This window comes from Paenarthrobacter sp. CCNWLY172, from assembly GCF_037402035.1.
Taxonomy (GTDB): Bacteria; Actinomycetota; Actinomycetes; order Actinomycetales; family Micrococcaceae; genus Arthrobacter.
The window spans coordinates 225084-250778 of sequence record NZ_JBBEGB010000003.1 but is presented as its reverse complement, the minus strand read 5'-3'; the positions used below and the strand labels follow the sequence as shown (position 1 = coordinate 250778).

Annotated in this window: 26 protein-coding genes; 4 read left to right on the top strand and 22 right to left on the bottom strand. The window is 62.0% G+C overall.

The annotated features are described in order from the left end of the window. Nucleotides 1-32 precede the first annotated feature (32 nt). From WBN73_RS05975 to WBN73_RS05965, 3 genes are read right to left on the bottom strand one after another with little or no spacing between them, the layout of a single operon-like run. Nucleotides 33-1133, bottom strand: a complete 1101-nt coding sequence (locus WBN73_RS05975) for an NADH:flavin oxidoreductase/NADH oxidase (protein ID WP_337339703.1) — start codon at nucleotides 1131-1133, stop codon at nucleotides 33-35. Beyond that, nucleotides 1133-2146: a tetratricopeptide repeat protein gene (locus WBN73_RS05970; RefSeq protein ID WP_337339704.1), complete on the bottom strand. Its 1014-nt coding sequence runs from the start codon at nucleotides 2144-2146 to the stop codon at nucleotides 1133-1135. Before WBN73_RS05970 ends, WBN73_RS05975 begins: the two co-directional genes overlap by 1 nt. Nucleotides 2147-2183: 37 nt before the next feature. After that, nucleotides 2184-3941, bottom strand: coding sequence for a hypothetical protein (locus tag WBN73_RS05965; RefSeq protein WP_207593894.1), 1758 nt, complete (start codon nucleotides 3939-3941; stop codon nucleotides 2184-2186). 202 nt (nucleotides 3942-4143) lie between these two features. Here WBN73_RS05965 and WBN73_RS05960 point away from each other — a divergent pair, with 202 nt between their 5' ends. Then, the gene (locus WBN73_RS05960) at nucleotides 4144-5436 is read left to right on the top strand and encodes an AI-2E family transporter (RefSeq protein WP_337339705.1); all 1293 of its coding nucleotides are present in this window, start codon (nucleotides 4144-4146) and stop codon (nucleotides 5434-5436) included. A 132-nt stretch (nucleotides 5437-5568) separates the two neighbouring features. On the opposite strand, the gene WBN73_RS05955 is transcribed toward WBN73_RS05960, so the two are convergent. Together WBN73_RS05955 and WBN73_RS05950 are read right to left on the bottom strand one after the other, a co-directional pair. Further along, nucleotides 5569-6363 (bottom strand): alpha/beta hydrolase, encoded by a 795-nt coding sequence (locus tag WBN73_RS05955; protein WP_337339706.1) that lies wholly within the window; start codon nucleotides 6361-6363, stop codon nucleotides 5569-5571. A gap of 18 nt (nucleotides 6364-6381) precedes the next feature. Then, a complete protein-coding gene (locus WBN73_RS05950; protein WP_207593897.1) occupies nucleotides 6382-6726 on the bottom strand; it encodes an ATP/GTP-binding protein in 345 nt (114 codons plus the stop codon). 57 nt (nucleotides 6727-6783) lie between these two features. Here WBN73_RS05950 and nucS point away from each other — a divergent pair, with 57 nt between their 5' ends. The 3 genes from nucS to WBN73_RS05935 all read left to right on the top strand — a co-directional run bounded on the left by nucS (nucleotide 6784) and on the right by WBN73_RS05935 (nucleotide 9237). Next, the gene (gene nucS, locus WBN73_RS05945) at nucleotides 6784-7479 is read left to right on the top strand and encodes an endonuclease NucS (protein WP_337339707.1); all 696 of its coding nucleotides are present in this window, start codon (nucleotides 6784-6786) and stop codon (nucleotides 7477-7479) included. A 44-nt stretch (nucleotides 7480-7523) separates the two neighbouring features. Then, the gene (locus tag WBN73_RS05940; RefSeq protein ID WP_337339708.1) at nucleotides 7524-8777 is read left to right on the top strand and encodes an N-acetylglucosamine-6-phosphate deacetylase; all 1254 of its coding nucleotides are present in this window, start codon (nucleotides 7524-7526) and stop codon (nucleotides 8775-8777) included. 256 nt (nucleotides 8778-9033) lie between these two features. Then, the gene (locus WBN73_RS05935) at nucleotides 9034-9237 is read left to right on the top strand and encodes a cold-shock protein (RefSeq protein WP_018776337.1); all 204 of its coding nucleotides are present in this window, start codon (nucleotides 9034-9036) and stop codon (nucleotides 9235-9237) included. A gap of 166 nt (nucleotides 9238-9403) precedes the next feature. Here the strand turns inward: WBN73_RS05935 and WBN73_RS05930 are convergent, their stop codons facing one another. From WBN73_RS05930 to WBN73_RS05850, 17 genes are all read right to left on the bottom strand, one after another. Further along, nucleotides 9404-11905: a bifunctional lysylphosphatidylglycerol flippase/synthetase MprF gene (locus WBN73_RS05930; RefSeq protein WP_443193249.1), complete on the bottom strand. Its 2502-nt coding sequence runs from the start codon at nucleotides 11903-11905 to the stop codon at nucleotides 9404-9406. Beyond that, the gene (locus WBN73_RS05925; RefSeq protein ID WP_337339709.1) at nucleotides 11902-13203 is read right to left on the bottom strand and encodes an alpha/beta hydrolase; all 1302 of its coding nucleotides are present in this window, start codon (nucleotides 13201-13203) and stop codon (nucleotides 11902-11904) included. The genes WBN73_RS05930 and WBN73_RS05925 overlap by 4 nt, the downstream gene beginning before the upstream one ends. Before the next feature lie 5 nt (nucleotides 13204-13208). Beyond that, nucleotides 13209-13640 carry a DUF2550 domain-containing protein gene (locus tag WBN73_RS05920; protein ID WP_207593900.1) on the bottom strand — a complete coding sequence of 144 codons (432 nt, stop codon included), beginning with the start codon at nucleotides 13638-13640 and terminating at the stop codon, nucleotides 13209-13211. A 10-nt stretch (nucleotides 13641-13650) separates the two neighbouring features. Next, on the bottom strand, nucleotides 13651-13935 hold the full coding sequence (locus WBN73_RS05915; RefSeq protein WP_026540143.1) for a F0F1 ATP synthase subunit epsilon: 285 nt from the start codon (nucleotides 13933-13935) through the stop codon (nucleotides 13651-13653). Between the two features lies 1 nt (nucleotide 13936). After that, on the bottom strand, nucleotides 13937-15388 hold the full coding sequence (gene atpD, locus WBN73_RS05910) for a F0F1 ATP synthase subunit beta (RefSeq protein ID WP_089595532.1): 1452 nt from the start codon (nucleotides 15386-15388) through the stop codon (nucleotides 13937-13939). Between the two features lie 84 nt (nucleotides 15389-15472). Further along, entirely contained in the window at nucleotides 15473-16363 is an 891-nt protein-coding gene (locus WBN73_RS05905) for a F0F1 ATP synthase subunit gamma (protein WP_207593901.1), read from the bottom strand. 76 nt (nucleotides 16364-16439) lie between these two features. Next, on the bottom strand, nucleotides 16440-18077 hold the full coding sequence (gene atpA / locus WBN73_RS05900) for a F0F1 ATP synthase subunit alpha (RefSeq protein ID WP_207597589.1): 1638 nt from the start codon (nucleotides 18075-18077) through the stop codon (nucleotides 16440-16442). Between the two features lie 85 nt (nucleotides 18078-18162). After that, nucleotides 18163-18990: a F0F1 ATP synthase subunit delta gene (locus WBN73_RS05895; protein WP_207593902.1), complete on the bottom strand. Its 828-nt coding sequence runs from the start codon at nucleotides 18988-18990 to the stop codon at nucleotides 18163-18165. After that, nucleotides 18990-19547 carry a F0F1 ATP synthase subunit B gene (locus WBN73_RS05890; RefSeq protein ID WP_024817283.1) on the bottom strand — a complete coding sequence of 186 codons (558 nt, stop codon included), beginning with the start codon at nucleotides 19545-19547 and terminating at the stop codon, nucleotides 18990-18992. The genes WBN73_RS05895 and WBN73_RS05890 overlap by 1 nt, the downstream gene beginning before the upstream one ends. 51 nt (nucleotides 19548-19598) lie before the next feature. Then, the gene (atpE, locus tag WBN73_RS05885; RefSeq protein ID WP_011775261.1) at nucleotides 19599-19817 is read right to left on the bottom strand and encodes an ATP synthase F0 subunit C; all 219 of its coding nucleotides are present in this window, start codon (nucleotides 19815-19817) and stop codon (nucleotides 19599-19601) included. 79 nt (nucleotides 19818-19896) lie between these two features. After that, on the bottom strand, nucleotides 19897-20697 hold the full coding sequence (gene atpB, locus WBN73_RS05880) for a F0F1 ATP synthase subunit A (protein ID WP_172322239.1): 801 nt from the start codon (nucleotides 20695-20697) through the stop codon (nucleotides 19897-19899). Between the two features lie 81 nt (nucleotides 20698-20778). Then, on the bottom strand, nucleotides 20779-21114 hold the full coding sequence (locus WBN73_RS05875; protein WP_207593903.1) for a hypothetical protein: 336 nt from the start codon (nucleotides 21112-21114) through the stop codon (nucleotides 20779-20781). After that, nucleotides 21101-21592 carry a hypothetical protein gene (locus tag WBN73_RS05870; protein WP_207593904.1) on the bottom strand — a complete coding sequence of 164 codons (492 nt, stop codon included), beginning with the start codon at nucleotides 21590-21592 and terminating at the stop codon, nucleotides 21101-21103. Before WBN73_RS05870 ends, WBN73_RS05875 begins: the two co-directional genes overlap by 14 nt. Nucleotides 21593-21711: 119 nt before the next feature. Beyond that, nucleotides 21712-22824, bottom strand: coding sequence for an MraY family glycosyltransferase (locus WBN73_RS05865; RefSeq protein WP_089595539.1), 1113 nt, complete (start codon nucleotides 22822-22824; stop codon nucleotides 21712-21714). A gap of 282 nt (nucleotides 22825-23106) precedes the next feature. Further along, the gene (locus tag WBN73_RS05860) at nucleotides 23107-24063 is read right to left on the bottom strand and encodes a glycosyltransferase (RefSeq protein WP_337339710.1); all 957 of its coding nucleotides are present in this window, start codon (nucleotides 24061-24063) and stop codon (nucleotides 23107-23109) included. Then, the gene (locus WBN73_RS05855; RefSeq protein WP_280623086.1) at nucleotides 24064-24849 is read right to left on the bottom strand and encodes a WecB/TagA/CpsF family glycosyltransferase; all 786 of its coding nucleotides are present in this window, start codon (nucleotides 24847-24849) and stop codon (nucleotides 24064-24066) included. Continuing rightward, nucleotides 24846-25691, bottom strand: coding sequence for an L-threonylcarbamoyladenylate synthase (locus WBN73_RS05850; RefSeq protein WP_337339711.1), 846 nt, complete (start codon nucleotides 25689-25691; stop codon nucleotides 24846-24848). Before WBN73_RS05850 ends, WBN73_RS05855 begins: the two co-directional genes overlap by 4 nt. Nucleotides 25692-25695: the final 4 nt, after the last annotated feature.

Here is a 25695-nt window from a genome sequence, read left to right as displayed (position 1 = left end):
CTAACCTCGTCGCAGCGGAGCCGGATCCGGTTCTAGAAGCCGTGGCGGGGGACGGCCCGCTGGTATTGCGGAACCCAGGGGATGTCATGGCCGAGTTCGTACGCAGCCCTCAGCCACCAATGGGGATCGCGCAGGGCCGCCCGTGCCATGAACACGGCATCCGCCCTGCCGTTGGCAACGATGTCCTCGGCCTGTGCAGCACTGGTGAGGAGCCCCACCGCACCAGTGGGGACACCGGCGTCGCGCCTTATCTGTTCGGCGAACCCGGCCTGGTAGCCAGGCACGGCCCTGATTTTCTGGTGCGCTACAGCGCCGCCGGAAGAGACATCCACGAGGTCGACGCCGCGACCGGCAGCAGCGCGCGCCAGGCGGACTGATGCCTCAACGTCCACTCCCCCGTCAGCCCAATCGGTAGCGGAGATCCTCAACAGGAGCGGCATGGAGTCCGGGATGACGTCGCGGACCGCGTCCACCACAGTGAGCATGAGCTTGTTCCGCCCCTCCTCGCTTCCACCCCATCTGTCCGTCCGGGTGTTGATGAGGGGGCTTTGGAACTGGTGCAACAGATATCCGTGGGCGCCGTGGATCTCCACGGTGTCGAAACCGGCAGCAACGGCCCGTGAGGCCGCGGCGGCAAAGTCGTCCACCACGGCAAGGATGTCCTCTTCGCTCATGGCAGCCGGCGCGGCATAGCCGTCAAACGGCTGGGTGGCAGGTCCAACGGTGCCCCACCCGCCGTCGGACGACGGCACGGAACCTGACTGATGAGCGAACGGCCAGTACGTCGAAGCCTTGCGCCCTGCATGGGCCAGCTGCGCGCCGATCCGGCACTCCACTGCGCCATGCCGGTGGACAAAATCGACAATGCGTTCCCAGCCCGCAGCCTGCTCATCGGAGTAAAGTCCGGCGTCCAACGGGCTGATCCTGCCCACAGCGTTCACCGCCGCGGCCTCACTCATGATCAAGGCGGCTCCACCTGCGGCGAAAGAACCGAGGTGCATCAAATGCCAGTCGTTGGGGACGCCTTCTCCGGTCCCGGGATGACAGCTGTACTGGCACATGGGCGAGACCCATCCCCGGTGCGGGATGGTCAGTGAACGCAGCTGCAGCGGGGAAAACAGCGCGGAAGGCACTAGAAAAGAACCCTCGCGAGTCCCTGACGGGCCTTGGCTACCCTCTCGTCCGATGTTCCGACGACCTCGAAAAGCTCGAGGAGCCGTACGCGCGCGGTCTCGCGTTCAGGACCGAAATTCCTGCCGATGAACGTAATGATGCGGCTGAAGGCGTCCTCGATGTGTCCCCCGGAAACGTCAAGGTCTGCAACGCCCAACTGGGCGTCAAGGTTGTCCGGTTCCCGGGCGGCAAGGTCACGGAGGCTCTCTGCCTCCGGAGCGGAAAGGTTCTCCAACCGGGCCATGAGTTCAACCTGGGCAAGTCCGGCTTTAGCGTCAGCGTCGGCCGGCTGTTCAAGGAGGGCTTGCTTGTAGGACGCAGCTGCTCCGGCGTAGTCACCGGCCTCGATCGCGTCGATGGCGGCCTGGTGCAGGGGCGGGAGGGGCTCAGGCCCGGTGTCTTCACCCTGGGCTCCGGCGTCCCCGATGCTACCGGTGACCCCGTTGGCGGCAGCTACCTTGAGGAGTTCGTCCACCAGGTCCTTGATCTGCGCGTCATCGGCAGGACCTTGGAAAAGAGGAACCGGCTGGCCTTTCACCACGGCCACCGCCGTGGGGACAGCCTGCACCTGGAAAGCCTGGGCCAGCTGCGGGAAGGCGTCGACGTCGGCCGCGGCAAGAACCAGCCGCCCGGCGTAACTCGCCACCACGCGCTCAGCGGAGTCAAGGACTGCGGGTGATTCCGGTGCATAGCGCGACCAGAGAAGGAAGAGAACAGGAACCTGCGCAGACAGCTGCACCAGATCCTGGAAGTTTGTTTCGGTGGCATCCACGCGAAGGGGTGCCCTGCCGGCGCCACCATTGGTTTCATCACCGTTGGGGGTACCGCCGTCGCGCGCAGCACCGTCCGCGGAAGCGGAGGCTGGCGGCGCGGGAGGTGCGGCCGGGCGGCGCAGTGACGAGAGGTCAACGGCGCCGCGAAGGTTGAGCTGGCTGGCAGCGGCTGGAGTGGGTCGGTATCCGGGCGAACTCATACCATCCACTCTAGCCGCTGCCCTGCAGCGGAATTGCCTATTTGAAGCTTGCCCCTACCAAGCCACGGGTGGCAGCTACGAGCTTCATGGGGTCGGCAGATCCTGCCGGCGGAATGTACACCGCCACGGACTCGGCGAAGTTCAGCACCATGCCGGTAGTAGTCTCCTTACCCCCGGCAAAGACGGCGGAATCGTCTTCAAGCAGGAGTTTGTCTCCTGCCGCCTTGGGCGTGCCCTCGAAGGCGAAGTCCAGGCGACCCACCACCAGCGCACCGCCGTCGGCAGTGCGCAGCACTACGGTCTGGTTGGGCACGGGTGTGTGGGTGAACTTGAAGTTGGCGCTGGTCCCGTTCTTCACGGTGTCTGCCTGGTAGGCAAGGGCACCGGCGATGTACGGGGACGCCTGGCCGTCGGCCAGCTTGCTCCGGTTCGGGGAATCAGGCGTGGTCAGCATTTCAGCCAGAATGCCCAAGGCCTCGTTGCCGCTGTACGCCAAGCCGGTCTTGTCGGCGGCAGGCACAGGTTCGGTTCCTTCACGGGGAACCGGGAACGACGGGAAGTTGGTGCCCGGCTGGAGCGGGGCACTGCCCCAGAGCTTGTAGTTTTCGCGCGGCGAGAGCTGAACCAGCGTCAGGACCTGCGGCACAACGTTGCCCTCGCCCTGGGTCAGGGCAAAGACTGTACGCGGCCACTCGCGCTTGGTGCTGATGACGCTGCTCTGGAGCTTGGTGGCCCGGACGGGCATACGGGCTTCGTAAGCCGACACAGCGGTGCGGACCTTGTAGTTCTGCGTACGGATCTGCAGTTCCATCTTGTCAACGCGGGGAGCCAGCTTGGCCGCATCCTTGGCAGCGTCAGCAGCATCAACCGTGCTGGCAACCTGTTCCAGGATCCGCTGCAACTGGGATTCCAGCAGCACGGGGGTGCCGCCTTCACCTTCGGCAGGAGCTGCGGCAGAAGAGGTGGGGGTCGCCTCAGGCGTGGTGGTTGCCTGGGCGGCGACAGCCGTGCCGCCTACCATGACCGCGGCCAAAGCGGCAGCAATGGCGGTCACCCGGAGCGCAGGGCCCTCGGTCTCCGGACCACGACGACGGCCGGCGTCACCTGACGTCGACTGGACGGGCAGCGTGGTGGTCTCCCCGCCATCATGCGGCTCGTCGTCCTGGCCGTCCTTGCGGCGGTTGGACAGGGCTTTGGCGATGAAGGGCAAAGCCGCTCCCACCAGGATGATGATGATGCCCAGTACGATCAGCGGCACGGCCCAAGGGGTGGTGGCGTTGTTCGGGAAGGTCATGGAAATCGACGACGGCGCAGGCTGGGTTCCGTCTGCGGCTACCAGCAGGGACCACTCGCCATCAGCAGGAGGGTTCCAGGTGTAGTCCAGCTCTCCGCTGGCGTCTTCGGTGCTGACCCACAGATCGGATCCCGCCGGGGAGGGGGCCGTTGCTTCGCCGTCCACCGAGGAGGCTTCCAGTGACTTCTGGTCTGCTGACACGCCGGTCAGCGTGGTGTGGGCAGTCCCACCCACCCAGGCTTCAACGTCGTCCGGACGTCCGGTGGCGACCATGAAATTGCCTTCGCCCTGGATCTTGATCTTCACTGGCCCCTCATGAAGGGCAATCAACTTGGGGTCGATCACCGTCAACGGGGCAGCTTTGGTATCGCTGGGAACCGAGGCGGTTACGGTCTCGGAGGGGGCCCAGAAAGTAAGCTGGCCAATGCCGGCCAGCATCGTCAGCAGGCCCAGCAGCACCAGCAAGGCTGCAGTCTTCAAACGCACAGGATCACCTATCATCAGCGGTCGTTGAACTTCAAGGGTAACCGTTTTGTTATCAGAGAGTCAGATCGGGGTGATCTCCCCAACATCGGGAAAACCCCGCCATCGCGCCGCCCCCGCGGCATTCCGAGCTCCTGATAGTGTGGCGATGATCATGATAAACGGGCCTTTCAGCGCCTGAATCAGCCCTTTACCACTAATGAAAAGGCAGCAAAACCGCGTGAAAGACCACTTGGAGCCCCGTCCCACCGATGAGCCCGGGTCAAGTGCGGTGGATGCTTCCTCGGACGGCACCGCCGCAACGGTTCCGGTCCGCACCGGACGCCTCGCCGCCCTCGGGCGCAGGTTGAAGCAGCCCATTCCCGGAGCCCGCAACCGCGTACGGTTCGAAATGCCCCCCGAAGACGAAACAGATGAGGGGGCAGGCAGCCTCCGGCCCGAGGACGACCACGGCTTCGGAGCCCCGGGGCCTCGGATGTCATCCCAGCATCCCCTTTATGTGGGCTTCATGGGGACCGCCGGCGTCGGCATTGCCCTTGCAGTCTTCTACATCGCCAGCAACACCACCCAGCTCATCCTGTGGATCGTCGCCGCACTCTTCATAGCTCTGGGCCTGGACCCCGTAGTCCGCTGGCTGGAGTCCCGAAGGGTCCCCCGGCCCGCCGGCATCCTGATCTCCGTTTCAGCCCTCGTCCTGGCCGTGGCAGGGTTCTTCGCAACCCTGATCCCCACCATCGTTGAACAGGTATCGGAAATCGTTCGCCAGGCCCCCGAATGGATCCGGGGCTTCCTCGACTCGGACTTCTTCCGCAACGCCGACAGCCAGTTCGGCGTCCGTGACCGGATCACCACCGAGCTGGATAAATTCGTCAAGGATCCCGAGGCCATGGGCGGCATCTTCGGCGGCGTGGTCGGCTTCGGCTCCACGGTTGCCAACGGCCTGTTCGGCTCGCTGATCGTGCTGGTCCTGAGCCTCTACTTCCTGGCGGCCCTGCCGTCCATGAAGAAGTGGGCCTACCGCCTCGCTCCCCGGTCCCGCCGACCCCGTGTTGAAGCTCTTTCAGAGGCGATCACCGATTCCGTGGGCAACTACGTGATCGGCCAGGCCTGCGTTGCTCTCCTGAATGCGATCTTCGCTTTCATTGTGATGACCATCCTGGGCATCCCCTTCAGCGTCCTGCTTGCCTTTGTGGTGGCCCTGCTCGCCTTCATTCCGCTGGTGGGCGGCATGATCGCCGCCGTGGTGGTCATCCTGGTAGCCCTCACCGCCGGGTGGCAGACCGCCGTTGTCTACGCGATCGCCTACTTCGCCTACCTGCAGTTTGAGGCGTACTTCATCTCGCCACGCATCATGCAACGTGCCGTGGCCGTTCCGGGAGCCGTGGCTGTGATCTCGGTGATCGCCGGTGGCAGCCTGCTCGGCGTCCTGGGCGCGCTGATCGCCATTCCCACGGCGGCCGCCATCATGCTGCTCATCAAGGAAGTGTTCATCATCCGCCAAGACCGGCACTGACCTCGTCCCCTGCCTGGTTCTAGTACAGATAATGCCCCCAACCGCGAGGTGGGGGGCATTATCCGTACTAGAACTCTTCGCTGCAGCGGCCGGACTACCCGTTCGCTACCGGACTACCCGTTCGCTACCGGACTACCCGTTCGCTACCGACCCCGCCCACTCGCGGGGCAGTCCGTCAACGCCGGCACCTGCGGGAGTGACGTCGTCGACGATTTCGTTCAAGACCCGCGCCGCGTACTTCTCGCCCACCCACAGGTGCTTGGCGCCATCGACGCCGACAATCCGGGCCTGCGGCACCAAGCCGAACCGCTGTGCTGCTTCGGCAGGCTGCAGGTAGTCATCGTGCTCCGGTACCAGGACCGTGAGCGGCTTGCCGGAGACGGCCCATTCCTTGAGGTGGACATCGGTGGCGCGGTGCAAGGGCGGGGAAAGCAGCACTGCACCTTCGATCTCCGGGGCCACCGGCTCCACAGCGCCATACATCAAGGCAAGTTCGGTGCCGAAGGACCAACCGACGAGCCAACGGTTAGGCAATCCCCGCTCGACAGCAAAGCGAACTGCCGCTTCTACGTCGTAACGCTCTCCGATACCTTCTTCGAAGTGGCCATCGCTGGTACCGCGCGGCGACTGGGTGCCGCGCGTGTTGAACCTGAGCACAGCCACACCGGCCAGCGCCGGGAGCCTGTAGGAGGCCTTCCGGTAGACGTGGGAATCCATGAACCCACCGTGCGTGGGCAGCGGGTGGAGGGTAATCAACGTCGCAGTGACCTCCTCTGATTCCGGCAACGCCAGCTCGCCCAGCAGCACCTTGCCGTCCTCAGTGGTGAACTCCACATTCTCGCGGCGGGCGGGAAGGACCGTGGAAGCGCGGATCTCCGAGGGGGCAGCCTGCGGGGTAAACACGAACGAGGCGGGGTCGAAAGTCATGGTTCCCAGCCTAGCGAATCAGCGGTAGCGGTACGTCCTGCCCGTCCAACAATTGGTGTGCCAATGCCTGCGTTCGGCCAACCCGGCCGCTTGCCCGAACAGGTGGCTGTCGGACCACACCACCAGATGCGCGATGCCGGGAACGATGGCCGTGGAGCAGCCGGGGCAGATGTACTGCTTCTCCGCTTTTTTGGCTGTCATGGTCCGGACCATCCAGTCACCATCCGGAGCACTTTCCCGCCGGGCAATTCCACCCCGTGCCCTTTCAAGGTCAAGCTCAGGTACCGGCTCGGCCCATTTGCCGCCGGCATTGCCGGAGCGTGTGCTGGACGCGTTGCGACGAGGGCGGTTGGAGCGGGGCATGCTTCCATTCTGCCCCAGCCACACTGTTGCAGATGCTGAGACGGTAATGTGGGGCGGGTGCGACTCGTCATAGCCCGTTGTTCTGTTGATTACGTTGGCCGCCTCAAGGCCCACCTCCCCCTCGCCACCCGGCTTCTGCTGGTCAAGGCCGACGGCTCGGTATTGGTGCACTCGGACGGCGGCTCCTACAAGCCGCTGAACTGGATGAGCCCGCCAGCCACACTCCGGGTGACCACGCCGGAGGAGACGGACGTGGAGGAAGGCGTAGTGGAACAGTGGACTGTCCAGTCTGCCAAGACCGATGACCGCCTGATCATCAACATCTACGAGCAACTGCATGACACCTCGCACGAGCTCGGTACCGACCCCGGCCTGATCAAGGATGGGGTGGAAGCGGATCTTCAGCGGCTCCTTGCGGAGCAGATCGAGACCCTCGGGACCGGCTTCTCCCTGATCCGACGCGAATACTTCACCGCAATCGGTCCGGTAGACATCCTGGCCCGGGATGCCAACGGCGCTACAGTGGCCGTTGAACTCAAACGCCGCGGCGACATTGACGGCGTCGAACAGCTGACACGGTACCTTGAGCTGCTCAACCGCGATCCCCTCCTGGCACCAGTGCGCGGCATCTTCGCCGCGCAACAGATCAAGCCCCAGGCAAAGGTCCTGGCCAACGATCGCGGGATCGCCTGCGTGACCCTGGATTATGACGCCATGCGGGGCGTGGATGACAGCGAGTCCCGGCTCTTCTAGCACTTCCCCGGGCTCATGTGCCGCAGGCCACTAGAATCGACATCATGACTGCCGCAGATCGTTTGTCCACTTCCTCCGCGCCAAGCCACCAGATCATCAAAGGCACGATTGTCAGTGACGGCGAGGTGGTGGGGGACGGCCTTGTTGCCATCGAAGGCGACAGAATCGCCTACGCCGGAGCTGCGGGTGGCTTTGATCCGGAATCATTTGAAGGTTTCCAGAGCGCTGTCCGTTTGGGAGTCCCCAGCGGCAGCTACCTGATTCCCGGACTGGTGGATGTTCACTGCCACGGTGGCAATGGCGGCGACTTCCCTGGCGGTGAAGAGGCATCGGCGCGCAAAGCCGTCGACTTCCTGCACCGTTCGGGAACAACAACGTTCCTGGCCAGCATGGTGACCGCTCCCCCGGAGGACCTCCTCCGTGGCATCCAGCTGTATGTAAAGCTCGCGGATGAAGGCCTCGTAGCCGGAATCCACCTTGAAGGCCCGTTCCTGTCGCATGCCCGCTGCGGAGCCCAGAACCCGGACTACTTGCTGGAACCGGACCTGGACCTCATGGAGGAGCTCGTTGGCGCTGCCGCCGGCAAGCTGGCCACCATGACCTATGCCCCCGAGCTTCCTGGCGCAGCCGCGCTGGTGGACCTGATGACCTCCCACGGCGTCACTCCGTCGCTGGGCCACACCGATTGCGATGACGCCACGGCAACGGCGTCACTGGCCGCCGCCCGTGAAGGGCTGGAATCAGCAGGGTTCGACGGCGTCAGCTCACTTCCCACCGTGACCCACCTTTTTAATGGGATGCCTCCACTGCACCACCGCGCGCCGGGTCCCGTTGCTGCCTGCCTGCGGATGGCGCAGGAAGGAAAGGCTGTGGTGGAGCTCATCGCCGACGGCACACATCTGGATCCCAGCACGGTAGCCACGGTCTTCCAACTTGTAGGAGCTGCCAATATTGTCCTGGTGACGGACTCCATGGCCGCCGCAGGGCTTTCGGACGGCAGCTACATGCTGGGCCCCTCCCCTGTGACCGTCAGTGATGGTGTCGCCACGCTCGATGCCACGGGGTCAATCGCAGGCGGCACCGCCACCCTCCTGGAGGTTGTCCGCAAAACCGTAGCTGCCGGCGTCGATCTTCCCGACGCCATTTGTTCCGCGACGGCGGTACCTGCGGCTGTCCTTGGACTTTCCGACGAAATAGGCGGACTGCGCCGTGGCCTGCGTGCCGACATCGTTGTTACTAACGAAGATCTTGAACTCACTGGCGTGATGCGCAACGGCCAGTGGCTGTCACAGCGCTAATTGAATGAGCCGCGTTACCTTCTTTTTACCGAAAATTTTCCAGAATTGCCCAAAAGACCGTTGACCTCCGGCAGGGCACATGAAAGTGTTGTAGCAGTCTTTGTGTAGGTGGTTTTCATGCTCGCAAGACGAGTTGCGAGCGTGAAGCTCCTGCGAATCCAACCGGCATCCCCGGACGGAATCCAAGATCTTCTCGCGGAGTAACAAAGCCGGTACGAGGTGTATCGGACTGAAGTTCCATAATGAGGAGAAATACATGGCACTGGGAACCGTCAAGTGGTTCAACGCTGAAAAGGGCTTCGGCTTTATCACCCCGGATGACTCGGATGGGGACGTTTTTGTTCACTACTCCGAGATCCAGACCGGTGGCTTCAAGACCCTCGATGAGAACCAGCGCGTTCAGTTCGAGATCGGTCAGGGCGCCAAGGGCCCCCAGGCAACCGGCGTTACCGTCGTCTAGCCTTACCTGCTGAATTCTGCTGGTTGCAGATTCAACAAACACATTGACCCCGGCTTTCGCGTCGGGGTCAATGTGTTTAAGGGGCCAATAATGTCTGATATTTCGACAACATCTGTTACTAACCATGAAGAAAGACGAACTGGCACCCGTGAATGGGGTTGACTATTCAAGCAACGAGGGTCCGGAGCAGCCGGGCTGAATGCCGTACCGACAATCCGGGCAGATAGGCGCGGCTTAGTGCCCGCCCCATTGCCGGAAGGTGCAACGGGTCTTGGTAATACATGTACAACGTTCGGTACTCGGGCTGGAACCTCGACTTAAAAGAAGCCAATGACCTGAATCCATAAACCGGTTCCAGTGCCTGCCCGACGGCATCCAGAATTCCCGCCAGGCCCTCAGCCTGCTGTTCGATCTCGCCCTTCTCCCTGGCCAAGGGAGAACCTGACAATGAGATGACCTCTACGGAGCCACGCAGGTGCAGGATGGCCGAGGCAATCAGGAATTCCATGACTCCCGGGAAGGTGTCACCGCGTCGCCTCATGAAGTCCAACGTCCAACTGACAACCTGGCCCTCCTCGTAGACCGGAAGCCAACTGGTGACCCCGTAGACGAACCCCGCCTCATCAACGGCAACGCAGCACAGCACGTCGTCGTCCTCCAACTCGTCCAAGCCGCCCAGGGTGAAGCCCATCTCAGGAATTTTCTTCTGGGCCGCCCACTCCTCCGAGACCTCAGTGACTTGGGCGCGCACGGCGTGCGATAGCTCCGAGTAACGGCCCCAGCTGGCTGTTATCCCCAGTTTTTTGGCACGGTTCAGCGATGTCCTGACGTTCTGCCACTCCTTACCCCGGAATTCCAGGTCCCTGATCCGCAGGCGGGTTTCCTGGGCAACAGCCACCCGACGGAAACCCCGCGCTTGAAGCATGGGCCACAGCTCATCCGTGCAGGAGTAGAAGCACGGTATCAACGCCTGCTGGGTGCAGAACTCGAGGAAGCCCCTGGCCGTTTCCAGACGATATCGGGCAGACCCAAACGGGCCAGCCAACGTCAAGGCCACGTGACCATGGTGTTGGTAGGCCACTCCCCCAGTGCCGTCAACGTTGAACCAATACTTGTTGGGTTCCCAGAGCGCCATCCAAGACAATGAGTCACCCCCGGATTTGACCAGGGTGCGGGCTCCCTGGCGGGCTTGGTGGTCGAGTCCGCCGGAATGGTGTCCACGGATGAGCAGGATCCATACGCCCACCAGCGCCACCAACCAGAACACCGTTCCGGAATACGAGAAGAGGAACACCTCCACGACATCACGTTCGGCGAAGACCTTCCGGTAAACGCCCGGCAGTGGAACGGGAAGATACTGCCTGGCCAATTCTGCAGCCAACCCCAGCAAGCCGCCGTCGCGGTCCATGCCGCCGGACGCAAACCACACCGCGGTGTAAGCGAGGCTAAGGCCCGCCCCGGTCAGGCCTACCAACCAGAAGATTCTGCGCCGGAGTCGATCCGACGACACCACCCGGAAGTGGCCACGGTAGACAAAAAGCAGCACAGCCAGCACCAGCGGCACCAAGACGAGCGGTATCAGGTGCACCACTGCCGAGTTCAGCATCGGGATGTGGGGACGCCCCTGCAGCCTGGGCATGCCGGCAAAGAGGCTAAGGTAAATCGTTGACAACGCCACCACTACCAGTTGGACCCCGATCGCGATCCCCAAGGCCAGCCGGCGTCCACGTCTCATGCCATCGGCACAAATGAGCAGCAGGACAACGGGTACCACTGCCAGCGCCAAACCGAACGGGCCCGTGTAACCTTGGCGCCCCACCTCCAAACAGGCAACATCAATGGTTCCCCCGCAGTTGCTTTCCAACTGGCTGAGCGTGGGCAAAGGATTCAGGATGACGTCCCGCAGCAATGCGAGGGGACCGGACGGACTCTTCGCTGCAGCAGTAACGATGGGACCCACCGCGAAGATTGCCATCGTCAAGGACAGAAGGTTCCGTACTTCCCTGCCCGTAGAGCGGTGCAGATGGAGATGTCCCTGGCTGCTTTGCATCCACCACCCTGCGGCCAATCCGATCAGGGCCCCCAGGAAACCCACCACCGTCTCAGCGTGCCCAACGTAGAGAACCAGGAGCAAGGAAACCGAAAGGGCCACCGTGCGCAGGCGCCGTTGCCACAGCGTAGGGAGCAGGGCGCTGGCTGCCAACGCAGTAGCCATCGCTGCCCCGTAGGGCCCAATCAGCCGGCTATCCACCATTCGCGACAGCCAGCCGTCATCTGAGTACTGCGCCACTTGGGTGACCAGGAGGAATGCCGACACGCACGCGTACTGGGCGCCCAAGAAGACACAAGCAGTCTTGAGTGACCCCAGGTGCCGCTCGGCAAGGCCCAGAAGGAACACGATCATCAGGATCGCTGTGGCATAAGCCAAGGGATTGGTGGTGAAGAACAGCGACGTCCAAATGGACCACCATTCTCCAGACCGCAGACCATCAAGTGATACGCCGGCGAAAGCAAGCCACGGCTCCGGCGGACCGGACAGGAAACTGTCCGAAACCACGGACAACAACACAAACAAGCCCAGTACCAGCAGGGTAAACGGCGTGGCCCGCACGTGCCTGCCCGCCTGCAGCACGGCCGGCTTGATCACACCCTTGAGGGCACGGCTCACCGGGACAGCTCCCAGCGGTCGGCAAGGAAACCCAAGGCTCCGGGCATTCCCCGGACAACAGCGTCCCAAGAGTGTCCTGCGTGCTGGATGGTATGTTCTTCTGCCGCGAAGCCTGCGCGCCGGGCAGCGTCAGCGAGCTCATGCATGTAGTCGGTGAATTCGTGGTCAGTTTCGCCGGCCGTGAAGTAGGCAGCGCTTCCCGCATAAGTGCGTTGCTGCATCAAGGCCAAAGGCGTCCTCGACTCGAAAGCCGCTGTGTCGCCGTCGAACGAGTCCTGAATGGTCTTGTTTCGATCCTTGGCCAATGCAGGTTCCCGTTCCGCCGCGAACGCCAGCACGGTGGGGAAGAGCTCCGGGTGGGCTGTGCCCATCTGCATGGCACATGTACCCCCAAACGAGAAACCGCCCACGGCCCACAGCCGGGGGTCATCCGAGACGTCCAGCGTGGAGGTGATCCAGGCCGGAACATCCCTGGAGAGATATGTGTCCGCAGGGGCAATCATGCTGTCCATGCACATGGTGTTGGATCCGCTTGAGCCGTTCGGATCCACCACCACCGTCACCGGAGCCACTCCGTGGTGGGCTTCGGCGAAGCGGTCGAGTTGGGAGCGGAGCTGGCCGCCCGTCAACCAGTCGGCCGGGCCACCGGGCTGTCCTGAGAAGAGCACCAGCACAGGCAGTTTGGGGCGGGGTTCGGTTTGATATGCGGGGGGAAGATAAATGTACGCTTCCCGTGCAGTGAAACCGGAAGTGGTGCCGGGGATGTCGGCCTTGCGCAGAATTCCGTGCGCCGGCATGGCCGCGGGGGCTTTCCACTCCGGGAGGGCGGGGCCAGGCTTACTACTGTCCGGACTCCGTTGAAGGCCGGCCTCCAGCGGCTGAATGCGGGCCACTGCAGTACCCAGCAAATCTCCTACCGAGTTGTTGAGCCCGAAGTAGAGATTCACTTGGACAGCACTCAGAAGGACGACTCCCAGCATCGCCAGGACGCTGAGGGAGCGGCCTTTAACGGAGTTGCGTGGAAGGCGGGCCGCGCAGAGAAGGACAGCTGCAACAGCCGGCACAGACCATGCCAGCGTCTCAAAGGGCAGGTTCTCTGAAAAAGTGGCCATGAGATCCACCAGGATCCAGTGGATCAACGCCACGATGCCGGCAGAAACGGCGAGAGAGCCCACAACGACCAAGGGCCAGGAATGTCGTCGTCGCCAGAGCAGGTACATTCCACCGGCAGCACCGCAAGCAATGCTGAACCAGAGGAACGGACCACCAACCAGGCTGACGTCGGAAAGAAAATCCATAACGCCTAGCGCCAGGTACCGACGCCGATGACCGGACCGGCCTCCAACCAGGAGGACAACCCTGCGTAAGCGTCGAAATTCATGGCGAGCATGAACTTTTGGCCTTCGTACTGCAATTCAACAACCACAACGCCGGGCTGCACCCTGACGAGTTCATCTTCCGTGGGTTGGCGGCGGCCCAGCAGTTCGAGCGAACTGCGCGTAAATCTGTGCTTGGGGATCACGCTCAAGGACATCAAGCGGAACCACTCCAGCTCATTGTCCTGATAACGACAAACCCCCATCTGCCAGCTGTTTCCAGCCGTGCAAATGGAGGCGTCTACCGTGCCCAGGGCACGCCGCAGGTTGAAGCGGCGCACCCCGAACAGGCACAGTGAAATGATCAGCAACGTAAACGCTGTTGCCAGGGCGATGAACGGAATAAGGGAATCGTCCATCAAGGTCGTGCTATCGGATCCCCGCTGTAGCCGCTTCGCCCAATTTGGCGTTGTCAGCAACAATGACCACGCGATCGTTGTCAACGGAGAAGAATCCGCCGTCGACCACTACCGCAATACGGTCACCGGAAACCGGCTGGATTGCCAGCTCGCCCTCAGCCAGGATGGCCAGAAGGGGCGAGTGGCCCGGCAGGATTCCGATTTCACCATCGCTGGTGCGGGCCTTCACCATCTTGGCCGCGCCGGACCACACGAAGTGGTCCGCTGCGACAATCTCAACCTCGAGCTCAGCCATACTACTTGGTCTGTTCCTGGATCTTGGCCCACTGACGCTCGACGTCATCCAGGCCACCGACGTTGAAGAACGCCTGCTCTGCAATGTGGTCCAGCTCGCCGTCGCAGATGGCCGTGAAGCCTTCCACGGTGTCCTTGATGGACACGGTGGAACCCTCGACGCCGGTGAACTGCTTGGCGGTGTAGGTGTTCTGGGAGAGGAACTGCTGGATACGACGTGCACGCGACACGACGATCTTGTCCTCTTCAGACAGTTCGTCAACACCAAGGATGGCGATGATGTCCTGAAGTTCCTTGTTCTTCTGCAGGATCTGCTTAACACGGACAGCCGTGTTGTAGTGGTCCTTGCCGATGTACTGGGGATCCAGGATGCGGGAAGTCGACGTCAGCGGGTCAACGGCCGGGTACAGACCACGGGATGCGATTTCACGGGAAAGTTCCGTGGTTGCGTCGAGGTGTGCGAAGGTCGTGGCCGGGGCCGGGTCGGTGTAGTCATCAGCCGGCACGTAGATGGCCTGCATCGACGTGATGGAGTGACCCTTGGTGGAGGTGATGCGCTCCTGGAGGAGGCCCATCTCGTCAGCAAGGTTGGGCTGGTAGCCCACAGCGGACGGCATACGGCCGAGCAGCGTGGAAACTTCCGAGCCTGCCTGGGTGAAGCGGAAGATGTTGTCGATGAAGAGCAACACGTCCTGGTTCTGGACATCGCGGAAGTACTCCGCCATGGTCAGGGCCGACAGGGCCACGCGCAGACGCGTTCCCGGCGGCTCATCCATCTGGCCGAACACAAGAGCGGTGTCCTTGAGGACGCCTGCCTCTTCCATTTCAACCCAGAGGTCGTTACCTTCACGGGTACGCTCGCCGACACCGGCGAATACGGAAGTACCACCGAAGTTGCGGGCAACACGGGTGATCATTTCCTGGATCAGAACGGTCTTGCCAACACCGGCGCCACCGAACAGGCCGATCTTTCCACCCTTGATGTACGGAGTGAGAAGGTCGATGACCTTGATACCGGTCTCGAGCATCTCCGTGGAGCCCTCGAGGGATGCGAAGGCCGGAGCCTTGCGGTGGATCGGCCAGTAGGCGTCAGCCTTGATCTCGGACTCTTCGACGTCCAACGGCTTGCCGAGAACGTTGAAGATGTGGCCCTTGACGCCGTCGCCGACGGGCACCGAGATCGGAGCGCCGGAGTCCTGCACGGTGGTGCCGCGGACAAGTCCGTCGGTTGCCTGCAGGGAGATGGCGCGGACGAGGTTGTCACCCAGGTGCTGGGAGGTCTCGAACGTGATGGTCTTCGTCTGGCCGTTGAGAGTGATCTCAGTGGTCAGAGCGTTGTAAATCGAGGGGATTGCGTCAGCCGGGAATTCGACGTCGACAACCGGACCAATAACACGGGCAATGCGGCCGGTGGCACCGGCCGTTGCTACGTGTTCGGTAGCAGTGGCAGTCATCTCTCTCACTTCACTCAGTAGATGGCGTGGGGTTAAGTTTATCTGTTTGTTGCAGGTGCGGCTTGGAACCGAATCCGGTGCTGGCTAAGACGCGAGGGCGTCGGCGCCGGCAACGATTTCGGAAAGCTCCTGCGTAATCTCGGCCTGGCGGGCCGTGTTGCGAAGGCGCGTGTACTTCTTGATCAAATCCGTAGCGTTGTCACCGGCCGACTTCATGGCACGCTGGCGGGCTGCGAGCTCGGAAGCAGCGGCCTGCAGCATGGCTGCGAAGATGCGGGACTCGATGTAACGCGGAAGCAGTGCGTCAAGCACCTGCTCTGTTTCCGGTTCAAACTCGTACAACGGCAACAGCTCGGATTCCGAGGTTGCTTCCTCTTCGACGACCTCCAGCGGAAGCAAACGGATAACCGTAGGCTCCTGCGTCACCATCGACTTGAAGCGGGTGTAGACGACGTGGATCTCATCCACGCCACCCTCTTCGAAGTCAGTGGAGAAGTCTTCGAGAAGTGCAGCTCCGACTTCCTGTGCTGTTTCGAATTCCGGCGCGTCCGTGCCACCGGTCCATACGCGAGCGTATGCCCGGTTGCGGAAATCGAAGTACGCCTGCGCCTTGCGGCCAACCAGGTACGCCTTGACTTCCTTGCCTTCTGCGTGAAGAAGCTCGGTGAGACCTTCAGCCTGCTTGAGCACGCTCGCGGAGTACGATCCTGCAAGGCCACGGTCCGATGTAATGATCAGGACTGCGGCACGGCGGATCTGCTCCGGCTCGGTGGTCAGCGGGTGGTCGATTTCGCTCTGAGTTGCGACAGCAGAAACGGCGCGGGTAATCGCGTTCGCGTAGGGCAGTGAAGCTGCTACGCGGGCGCGGGCCTTACCGATGCGCGAGGTAGCGATCAGTTCCATCGCCTTGAAGATCTTGCGCATCGACGTCGTCGAGCTGATCTTCTGACGGTAGACCCGAATCTGGGCTCCCATACTTATCCTTTCCTAAGTTCCCGATGTGCTGCCCTGCCGGGGCCCTTGCGGACCCCGGCAGGGCAGGTGATCGGAACTAGCGCTTCTGCTTGACGATCTTTTCCTGGTCGACGTCGCCGCCGGAGATCGCTGCGTGCTCTTCGTGGCCGGCGCCAACCAGGTGGTTGTCGCCTTCTCCGAAGAAGCCCTTCTTGAAGGAAACGATCGCTTCCTCCAAGGCTGCAGCGGTGTCGTCATCCAGGACGTTGGTCTGCGCCAGCGTGGTCAGGATGGAGGACTTGTGCGTGAGGTGCTCCAGGAACTCGGACTCGAAGCGGCTGATGTCCTCAACCGGAACGTCGTCCAGGTGACCCTTGGTGCCGGCCCAGATGGAAACAACCTGGTTCTCAACCGGGAACGGTGAGTACTGGCCCTGCTTCAGCAGTTCCATCAGGCGTGCACCACGGGTCAGCTGCTGACGCGATGCAGCATCCAGGTCCGAGGCGAACATGGCGAATGCCTGCATGTCGCGGTACTGGGCCAGGTCCAGCTTCAAGGTACCGGAGACCTTCTTCATGGACTTGACCTGTGCAGCGCCACCAACGCGGGAGACGGACACACCGACGTCAACAGCGGGGCGCTGGTTGGCGTTGAAGAGGTCCGACTGGAGGAAGATCTGGCCATCGGTGATGGAGATCACGTTGGTCGGGATGTACGCGGAGACGTCGTTTGCCTTGGTCTCGACGATCGGAAGACCGGTCATCGAACCTGCACCGAGCTCGTCGGAGAGCTTGGCACAACGCTCCAGCAGGCGGGAGTGCAAGTAGAACACGTCACCCGGGTATGCTTCGCGTCCCGGCGGACGGCGCAGCAGAAGGGACACGGCGCGGTAGGCTTCGGCCTGCTTGGACAGGTCATCGAAGATCACCAGAACGTGCTTGCCGCCGTACATCCAGTGCTGGCCGATGGCCGAACCTGCATACGGTGCCAGGTACTTGAAGCCAGCGGGGTCAGATGCCGGGGAGGCCACGATGGTGGTGTACTCCAGTGCGCCGTGGTCCTCAAGGGTCTGGCGGACGGCTGCGATGGTGGAAGCCTTCTGGCCAACACCAACGTAAACGCAGCGAACCTGCTTGGTGACATCTCCCGAAGCCCAGTTGGCCTTCTGGTTGATGATGGTGTCCACGGCGATGGCCGTCTTACCGGTCTGGCGGTCACCAATGATCAGCTGACGCTGGCCACGGCCGATCGGGATCATGGCGTCGATAGCCTTGAGGCCGGTCTGCATCGGTTCGTGAACCGACTTGCGTTCGGTAACGCCCGGAGCCTGGAGTTCCAGTGCGCGGGTGCCTTCGGCCTTGATTTCGCCAAGGTCATCAATCGGCTGGCCCAGCGGGTCGACAACGCGACCCAGGAAGGCGTCGCCAACCGGAACGGACAGGATCTCACCGGTGCGGTGAACTTCCTGGCCTTCTTCAATACCGGTGAAGTCACCGAGGATAATGACACCGATCTCGCGGACGTCAAGGTTCTGGGCCAGGCCCAGCGTGCCATCTTCGAAGCGAAGCAGCTCGTTCGCCATGACCGAGGGAAGACCCTCAACACGGGCGATGCCGTCACTTGCGGTGGTCACACGACCAACCTCTACGCGCTCTGCGTTACCGGGTTCGTAGGACGCCGCGAACTCGTTCAACGCATTACGGACGTCGTCGGCGTTGATGGTCAATTCGGCCATCTGCAGTCCCTGCTCTCCTGTTTTCGTGATCATCGTTGCTCACGATGACCGGGTTTTATATCAGTTAAGTTGTGCTTTGATCTGGCTAGCCAGCGAGCTGACGGCGGAGTTCGGTCAGGCGGGCGATGACCGAAGCGTCGAGCACTTCGTCACCTACCTGGACACGGATCCCACCGATCAGTGCGGGGTCAACATTGAGGTTGACCTTCAGTTCGCGGCCGTACAGGGCATCCAGCCCGGCCTGCAGACGGCTGGCCTGCGTTTCCGTCAACGGACGGGTAACGCTGACAGTTGCAATCCAGCGCTGCTGGCGCTTGGCTGCAAGCTTGGCGAAAGACTCGACGAGCTTGCTCGGCTTGACACCGCGCGGCTGCGTAACTGCCTGGCTGATGAGAACCTTTGCTTCCTCGCTGCTGCCAGGAACAAGCTTCTCGGCCAGTGCAATCTTTGCCGCAGGGGAACCCTGCGGCTCGGACAGAGCACGTTGTACTTCGTGGCTGGAGGCGACGATCTGGTTGAAGGCAAACAGATCGTTTTCCAGCTCTTCCAGCCCCGTGATACCGGAGGCAGAAACCGCCGACTTGTTTTCAGCTACGGCAATGACAACCGTGGCGGCAAGCGTCTCGAGTGCATCGCCGATATCGCGTGCCGATGCCCAGCGTGAGCTGGCCAGTCCGCCCGCAATTTCAGCAGCATCAGCGGAGACTTTTCCGCCAACCAGCTGCTTGACCAGCGCCGACTTTTCGTCTCCAGTACGGGACGGGTCAGTCAGGGCGCGGCGCAAGCCAGCCGAGCTGTCCACCGTTCCCAGGATTCCGAAGAGGTCCTTAGCCAACTGCAGCGAGGCGAAGGGAAGCTTGGCTTCCAACTGCGCCAGTGCTGTGGTCAGCGATTCGCTCGATATACCTGCCATTACTTAGCTGCACCTGCGCTCTGGGTCTCCAGATCTGCAAGGAAGCGGTCCACAACGCGTGCGGCGCGCTGGTCGTCGGTGAGTGCTTCACCAACGATGCGGCCGGCCAGCGTGGTGGCCAGGGTGCCTACCTCGGAACGAAGCGAGACAACAGCTGCCTGGCGCTCCGACTCGATGGCAGCGTGTGCCTGCTCGGTGATGCGGGCAGACTCTGCTGCAGCCTTGGCCTTGAGGTCCGCAAGGATCTGGGCGCCTTCGGCGCGTGCTTCTTCACGGATTCGGTTGGCTTCGGCGCGGGCGTCGGTGAGCTGCTGCTTGTACTCTTCAAGAGCTGCAGAAGCTTCCGCCTGGGCCGCTTCGGCCTTTGCAATGCCACCTTCGATTGCTTCGGCGCGCTCTGCGAAGGTCTTCTCGAACATCGGGACAACAAACTTGACCACGATGTACATGAGGACCGCAAAGCCGACGAGGACAACGCCCATTTCCCAGACGTTGGGAACGAGCGGGTTGCTCTTCGCTTCGCCTTCAGTGGCGGCTGAGATGATCAGCTGATTCATATTTCACCCGTCCTATCTACTCGTGCGTCGAATTCGCTTGGGTTCTTATTATTAGGAAAGAACGAAAGCGAAGACGAGGCCGAGGATGGCAAGAGCTTCAGTCAGTGCCAGGCCAAGGAACGCGATCGGCTGCAGCACACGCTGAGCTTCCGGCTGACGTGCAACACCGTTGATGTACGCGGCGAACACGAGACCCACACCGATACCACCGCCGATGGCCGAGAGACCGTAGCCGATGAGGTTGAGGGAGCCGTTGATGGTGCCTTCCATTTTTTCTTCCTTTCAAGATGCCGCCCGTGCGGCAGGTTGTTTGGGTTGCTTCATCCCCGCAAGGGGAAGTTTTGGGAGCCTAGTGGCTATCGGCGTGCAGGGCGCCTTCGATGTAGATCGCGGTCAACAGGGTGAACACGTAAGCCTGCAGGGCCATGATCAGTGCTTCGAGCATGTACATGGCGATTGCGCCGACGAGGACCAGGACCGATGCGCCCTTGAGCAGGACGTTCTCCTGCATGACAAGGAACTCGATGCCGGAACCGGCGAGCATGACGATCAAGTGACCGGCCAGCATCGTCGCGAACAGACGGAGGCTGTGCGTGACCGGGCGGACCAGGAAGTTGGAGATGATTTCGATCGGTACCACGATCGGGAGGATGTACCACGGGACGCCGGAAGGAACGGTGGCGAGCTTGAAGTACTTCAGGCCGTTCTTCTTGATGCCGATGATGATCCAGGTGAAATACACGATGCCGGCCATGACGTAGGCACCGCCTACGTGTGAGAAGCTCGGCAGCTGAATCACAGGGATGGCGCCGTAGATGTTGTTCACCAAAATGAAGAAGAACAAGCTGAACAGCAGCGGGACGTACTTGATGAAGTCCTTGCCGCCGATGATGTCCTTGGCGATGCTGTTGCGGACGAAGCCGTAAGCCATCTCGCCTGCGAACTGCAGCTTGCCGGGTACCAGCTGCTGCTTACGTGCAGCGAGGATGAAGAATGTAGCGATAATGACGACCGAAAGAATCACCAGCAGCATCTGCTTGGAGAATCCGTCGTGCGCACCCCAAGGCAGGATTGCCGGCAGGTGCATTTCGTCGATTCCGGGTGGGGTGAAGGACCCCGAATCCTGGGCGGGGAGCGCAAGCGCGATCAACGCGTTTCCTCTCTGCTGTGTCCATCATTGGGCATTGGTTGGAATCCGGAAGCGTTGGACGCATCCACAATCCATGTGAAATTATTTGGCATTACTGTCCCCGTCCGTGGACGGACCGCTGTCTGCGTTGCTCTCGCCAGCAGAGGAGCTTTGCCTGGTGAGGCCGTGCATATGGGAAAGATAGAACCCTCCTGCGGCTCCCAGCAGAGCGCCAAGGAGCACAATCCAGCGGGTCCCCCACAGATTATCCAGACCCCAGCCTATCAAACTCCAGACAATGATCCCGCCAATGATGTAGCTGAAGACGGCGATGCCGGCGTTGTATCCGCCGTCGTTTCCGGCTTCTGCGGCTTCATTGGCTTTTCCACGTTGCTGGGCTGGTGCGGCCGGGCGTGAATATCGCTTACGCGGAGACATCCGGGCCACCCTTCTTCTCTTCAGGATCGTTGTAGATCTGGAGGCGGGCCTTGCTGAAACCATGGATTTCTGCTGCCTGCCAGAAGACAACCGTGACCACTGCGCCAATCAGGAACCAGCGGTGGTGGAGCCAATCCGGCGCGCCGAGCACAAACAGTACTACGGCAAAACCGACCACTTTGATGAAATACGTAGCAACAAAGAGGCCAACGGCGCCTGAAGGGTTGTTGCGGCCTACATAGTGGCCTATCAAAAGGCTGATGCCAAAGAAGAGCATCACCAGCGCGGCGCCGAACGCCGCTGAAAGCGCACCCTGACCGCCGTTCATTACGGCCGCGATCACGCAGGTGACTGCGGTGGCCGCGACTGCGGCGGAGGCGCTCAGAAGAAGTAACCGGAGCCACAACGAGGATGCCTTGCCCATGGAACCAACACCACGTTTACCGGACGGGCGTCCGGTTTCGGCGTTGGATGTCATGGGGATACCAATCCTCGTGGCACAGGTGCCATATTCTCAAAGTGGGGTTACGGGCGAGTGACTGTCCGCAGAAAGAATTCTACATGAGATAGAACTGTGACGATAACCAGCCGCCACAACTACTCCCCCGGCCGCGTCGAGTTCCGGGTGAAGTAGGGCCACGCAGTCACGGCGGCCATGACGAGAGCCGCGACCACAACCACGATGAGCACAATCTGCCATGGGAAGACGGCGAAAGCGACGCCACCGAACGCCAGGATGCACGTCCAGACATAGAGCATGACGACGGCGGCACGGTGCGAGTAGCCGAGGTCCACCAGCTTATGGTGGAGGTGTCCGCGGTCAGCCGACCATGGCGACTGACCCCTCGCAGTCCTGCGGACTACGGCCATCCCCAGATCCAGGAGGGGCAGGGACAGAACCGCAAAGGGCAGCAATATTGGAACGATCGTGGGGATGCCGTTGGCACGGTCATAAAGGCCCGAGCCGATCTGTCCCGTGGCTACGACACCGGCTGACGCCATGAGCAGGCCGATGAGCATGGCCCCCGAGTCACCCATGAAGATTTTTGCCGGGAACCAGTTGTGCGGCAGGAACCCGATGCAACTACCCACGAGGATGGCCATCAGGAGTGTGGCAAGGTCTGAGTTGTCGGTGGACGGATTGTTCCTGTGGACCCAATAAGCCGTGAGGAAGAAGGCGCCGCCACCAATGATGGCCACTCCCGCTGCCAAACCGTCCAGTCCGTCAATGAAGTTGACGGCGTTCATGGTGGTGACAATGAGTCCCGCCGTAAGCACAATCTGAAGGATCTCAGACTCGAGGAATATCGGCTCCGGGATGAAGGGCACCACCGACATCCGGACGCCCCACAGTGCCACGATGAGAGCGGCAGCGCCCTGGCCCAGCAGCTTGATCCACCATCGGATGTCCAGGATGTCATCTGCCACCCCCACGGCGACGATCACCACAGCACCGGCCAGGATCCCCCAGGGCGCATCGTTGTGCCTGAAAATGTCCTTCACGAAGAATGAGTTGCTGGCAACTACCAGGGCGACGAAGAAACCCGCAAAGATGCCCAGCCCGCCGAGCTTGGAAATCAGGGCAGAGTGCATGTCGCGGCTGCGGATGGGACGGTACAGGCGCAGTTTGTTTCCGGCCACGCGGGCACCCCACGTTCCCGCGTAGGACACCACTGCAGCCGTGAGTGCCATCAGCAGATACATGATCATGATGCGGCTCCCGGGAGCAGCCCGCCCACTGTTCCGGAAATGGCAATGTACTGACGCTGCCGACGCGTCGGGTGAAAGCCGGTGGTTTCCGGGCACCTTGAGGTGTGGAATTCTGTGTGTGGATAAATGGAACTACTCCGTCGCCATGCCTGCACCGGCTGTGCCGAATGTTGCGGGATTTCTGTGGACTCTAGTCACGATACTAATGCCAATGGACGTGACCACCCTGTGACGCAGCCGCACGACCCACGCCTCTTTGACCGGGTTTTAGCTGCGCCGCTGTCAGCTGGCAGGCTCTTGGACGTTCCGCAACGCGTAGATTCCCTCAAGCACCTGCGCATTGGAACGCGGTGCTTTGAGGCTGTGGCGCAGGCCCTTGAGAAGCCCGCCCAGCAGTACTTTGCGGTTGGGCGATGCAGCAATGGTGCGGGTCCAGTTGCGCAACGACGCACCGGTGAAAAGTACCTTTTCCCATGGCGCCAAGGCACTGGAACGGGTGTAGACCCACAGCTTGTTCCGAACCTCGTAGTAGAAGCGCGGTCCGGGGTCAGCACCGGCGTCACCAAAGACCTTGGTGTGGTGATTGGCCACCGATGCTTCCGTGGTCAGTGCTGTTCCCCTGCGCGAAACCCTGGCGGTGTACTCAAGGTCGTCGTTCCAGATGAAATAGTCCGCGATGGGAAGGCCGTATTTCCTGATTTCTTCGGCTCGGATCAGGACTGACACGAAGGAAGCGCTGCGGATCTGCGTGGCACCCACACGCGCAGCAGCATTGCGTGCGTTTTCGCTGGCACCCATCCGGGGCCGCATGCGGTTCATGGGGTGGTCACGGCCATCGGTCCAGACAACGCGGCTGGCGATGAAGGCCGGCGTATCTCCTGTTTCCTGCTGATACGCCGTGGAAACATCCAGTGCTTCGGCAAGCGCGCCTGGTTGCGGCTCGGTGTCGTCGTCCATGATCCAGACGTGGTCCGCGCCGTGATCCAGCAGGGCGCGCTCCATGCCGACCACAAATCCACCTGCACCGCCCACATTGGCGGTGAGCGTGACGACGTCCGTAGCCAGCGGCCCCTCATACTCCCGCAGGTACTCTGCGGTCCCATCAGTGGAAGCGTTGTCCACCACGACGACGGCGTCCGGAACCCGGGTGCCGGCTGCGATGCCCGCCAGTGTGGTCTGGAGGAGTTCACGCCGGTTATAAGTCACCACGACGGCGACCACAACAGCTTGGGACGTCATTTACTTGCCTTTGGTCTTGGGTGATTGAAAACGGCGCCGGACCAGCAGGCCGGCAAGCTTCCACGGCTCAATGAAAACTCTGTAGGCAACCCGGCCCGGGTGGAGGACCAGACGCCAGGCCCATTCGAGCCCCAGGCGCCCCAGCCAGCGCGGTGCCAGTTTCTGGATACCGGCAACCTGCTCGATCGCGCCTCCAACGGCGCAGTAGGCGGCCGGCGGCAGTTCCCCCAGCCTGCGATGCAGGACATGCTCCTGGAGCGGCATCCCCAGACCCAACAGCACCAGTTGCGGCCGGAACGTGTTCAGCCAGCCCACTACGGCGTCTTCAAGGGCGTCATCCCAACCTTCGCCGGGCATGCCGTCCACCGTGGCGCCGGGAATGATGGACCGCAGGCGGGCCACCGCTTCGGTATTGGCCTCCCTGCCGGCTCCGACCACAGCGACCCGCTGCAATCCGGGAACCTTGCCGAGTTCAGGGATCCAGTCCATGGAACCCAGACGGTACGCCATGGCCCCTTCACCCAAGGGCAGACCTTGCCGCTTCCGGGAAACTCCCCACAGCAACGTGGCGGGGGCTCCATCCAGAAGGACTATGGAGCTTGCTTCGTACAGGGCGCGGACATCCGGACATGAATGAAAAAGCGTGATGCTGTGCAGGTTGTGGCCGAGCACAGTGCTTGTGGTCCCGGCAGCAATCAGCCCGCCCACGGCGTCAATGAGTTCATGGACGCGCAACGGAGTAGCGTCGACGTCGAGGACGGGGACGCGCTGGCGGTCCGGAATCATTCGGACTTGGCTTCTCGTGGGGCCGGCGGCTCCACATGGTCGTCAGGCACCGATTGCTCATCAGGCTTGGCTTCGACGTCGTCGACGGCGGCCTCGGTCACCTCAACCGGCGCGTCATCCGCCGTGGGGGTCGCCGCGACAGCAACTGCCTCTTCAGGTTCCTCAACCCCGGCGGGAACAGACTCGCCAAAACCGAGGAGGGTCGGAACGATCGCACGGAGGCTTTCCAAGGAGATCGCTCCTTGGCGCACTACCCGGAACGGGGTGGCAGTTGCGTCCACAATCGTGGACGGCAGCGCGGCAGTACCTTCCACGGGCCGAAATCCGCCCTCAAGGTACACCTCTACGGATTCGGCCAATTGCATGCGCGCTTCCGCAGCGGTCTGGGCTGCTTCCTGGCCGGTGCGGTTGGCCGATGATACGGCCAGCGGGCCCGTGAGGCCGAGGAGTTCCAAGGCAATCTGGTCATCGGGCATACGCAGGGCAACGGTGCCCTTTGTCTCGCCCAAATCCCAGTCCAACGACGGCTGGGCATGGAGGATCAGGGTCAGCCCACCGGGCCAAAATGCCTGCGCCAGCGCGCGGGCGTCGGCCGGTACGTCCGTGGCCAGGCCATCAAGGGCGTTGATCCGGGGAATCAGCACCGGAGGCGGCATCTGCCGGCTGCGTCCCTTGGAAGCCAGCAACATCGTCACAGCCAGGGGCGAAAAGGCATCCGCGGCAATGCCGTACACAGTGTCCGTCGGCAGCACGATGCACTTCTTTTCGCTGATGGCACGCTGGGCGTGCTGAAGTCCTTCGGCACGCTGGTCATCGGAAGTGCAGTTGTAGGTTGTGGTCACAGCG

Excerpts from the sequence above, each read along its gene's own strand:
- WBN73_RS05865 (WP_089595539.1), bottom strand. The coding sequence starts at position 22,824 with ATGATCATGTATCTGCTGATGGCACTCACGGCTGCAGTGGTGTCCTAC.
- WBN73_RS05855 (WP_280623086.1), bottom strand. The coding sequence starts at position 24,849 with ATGATTCCGGACCGCCAGCGCGTCCCCGTCCTCGACGTCGACGCTACT.
- WBN73_RS05860 (WP_337339710.1), bottom strand. The coding sequence starts at position 24,063 with ATGACGTCCCAAGCTGTTGTGGTCGCCGTCGTGGTGACTTATAACCGG.
- WBN73_RS05935 (WP_018776337.1), top strand. The coding sequence starts at position 9,034 with ATGGCACTGGGAACCGTCAAGTGGTTCAACGCTGAAAAGGGCTTCGGC.
- WBN73_RS05925 (WP_337339709.1), bottom strand. The coding sequence starts at position 13,203 with ATGGATTTTCTTTCCGACGTCAGCCTGGTTGGTGGTCCGTTCCTCTGG.
- atpD (WP_089595532.1), bottom strand. The coding sequence starts at position 15,388 with ATGACTGCCACTGCTACCGAACACGTAGCAACGGCCGGTGCCACCGGC.
- atpA (WP_207597589.1), bottom strand. The coding sequence starts at position 18,077 with ATGGCCGAATTGACCATCAACGCCGACGACGTCCGTAATGCGTTGAAC.
- WBN73_RS05920 (WP_207593900.1), bottom strand. The coding sequence starts at position 13,640 with ATGGACGATTCCCTTATTCCGTTCATCGCCCTGGCAACAGCGTTTACG.
- WBN73_RS05915 (WP_026540143.1), bottom strand. The coding sequence starts at position 13,935 with ATGGCTGAGCTCGAGGTTGAGATTGTCGCAGCGGACCACTTCGTGTGG.
- WBN73_RS05895 (WP_207593902.1), bottom strand. The coding sequence starts at position 18,990 with ATGGCAGGTATATCGAGCGAATCGCTGACCACAGCACTGGCGCAGTTG.
- WBN73_RS05950 (WP_207593897.1), bottom strand. The coding sequence starts at position 6,726 with ATGCCCCGCTCCAACCGCCCTCGTCGCAACGCGTCCAGCACACGCTCC.
- WBN73_RS05940 (WP_337339708.1), top strand. The coding sequence starts at position 7,524 with ATGACTGCCGCAGATCGTTTGTCCACTTCCTCCGCGCCAAGCCACCAG.
- WBN73_RS05955 (WP_337339706.1), bottom strand. The coding sequence starts at position 6,363 with ATGACTTTCGACCCCGCCTCGTTCGTGTTTACCCCGCAGGCTGCCCCC.
- WBN73_RS05890 (WP_024817283.1), bottom strand. The coding sequence starts at position 19,547 with ATGAATCAGCTGATCATCTCAGCCGCCACTGAAGGCGAAGCGAAGAGC.
- WBN73_RS05905 (WP_207593901.1), bottom strand. The coding sequence starts at position 16,363 with ATGGGAGCCCAGATTCGGGTCTACCGTCAGAAGATCAGCTCGACGACG.
- WBN73_RS05870 (WP_207593904.1), bottom strand. The coding sequence starts at position 21,592 with ATGACATCCAACGCCGAAACCGGACGCCCGTCCGGTAAACGTGGTGTT.
- atpE (WP_011775261.1), bottom strand. The coding sequence starts at position 19,817 with ATGGAAGGCACCATCAACGGCTCCCTCAACCTCATCGGCTACGGTCTC.
- WBN73_RS05970 (WP_337339704.1), bottom strand. The coding sequence starts at position 2,146 with ATGAGTTCGCCCGGATACCGACCCACTCCAGCCGCTGCCAGCCAGCTC.
- WBN73_RS05875 (WP_207593903.1), bottom strand. The coding sequence starts at position 21,114 with ATGTCTCCGCGTAAGCGATATTCACGCCCGGCCGCACCAGCCCAGCAA.
- WBN73_RS05965 (WP_207593894.1), bottom strand. The coding sequence starts at position 3,941 with ATGATAGGTGATCCTGTGCGTTTGAAGACTGCAGCCTTGCTGGTGCTG.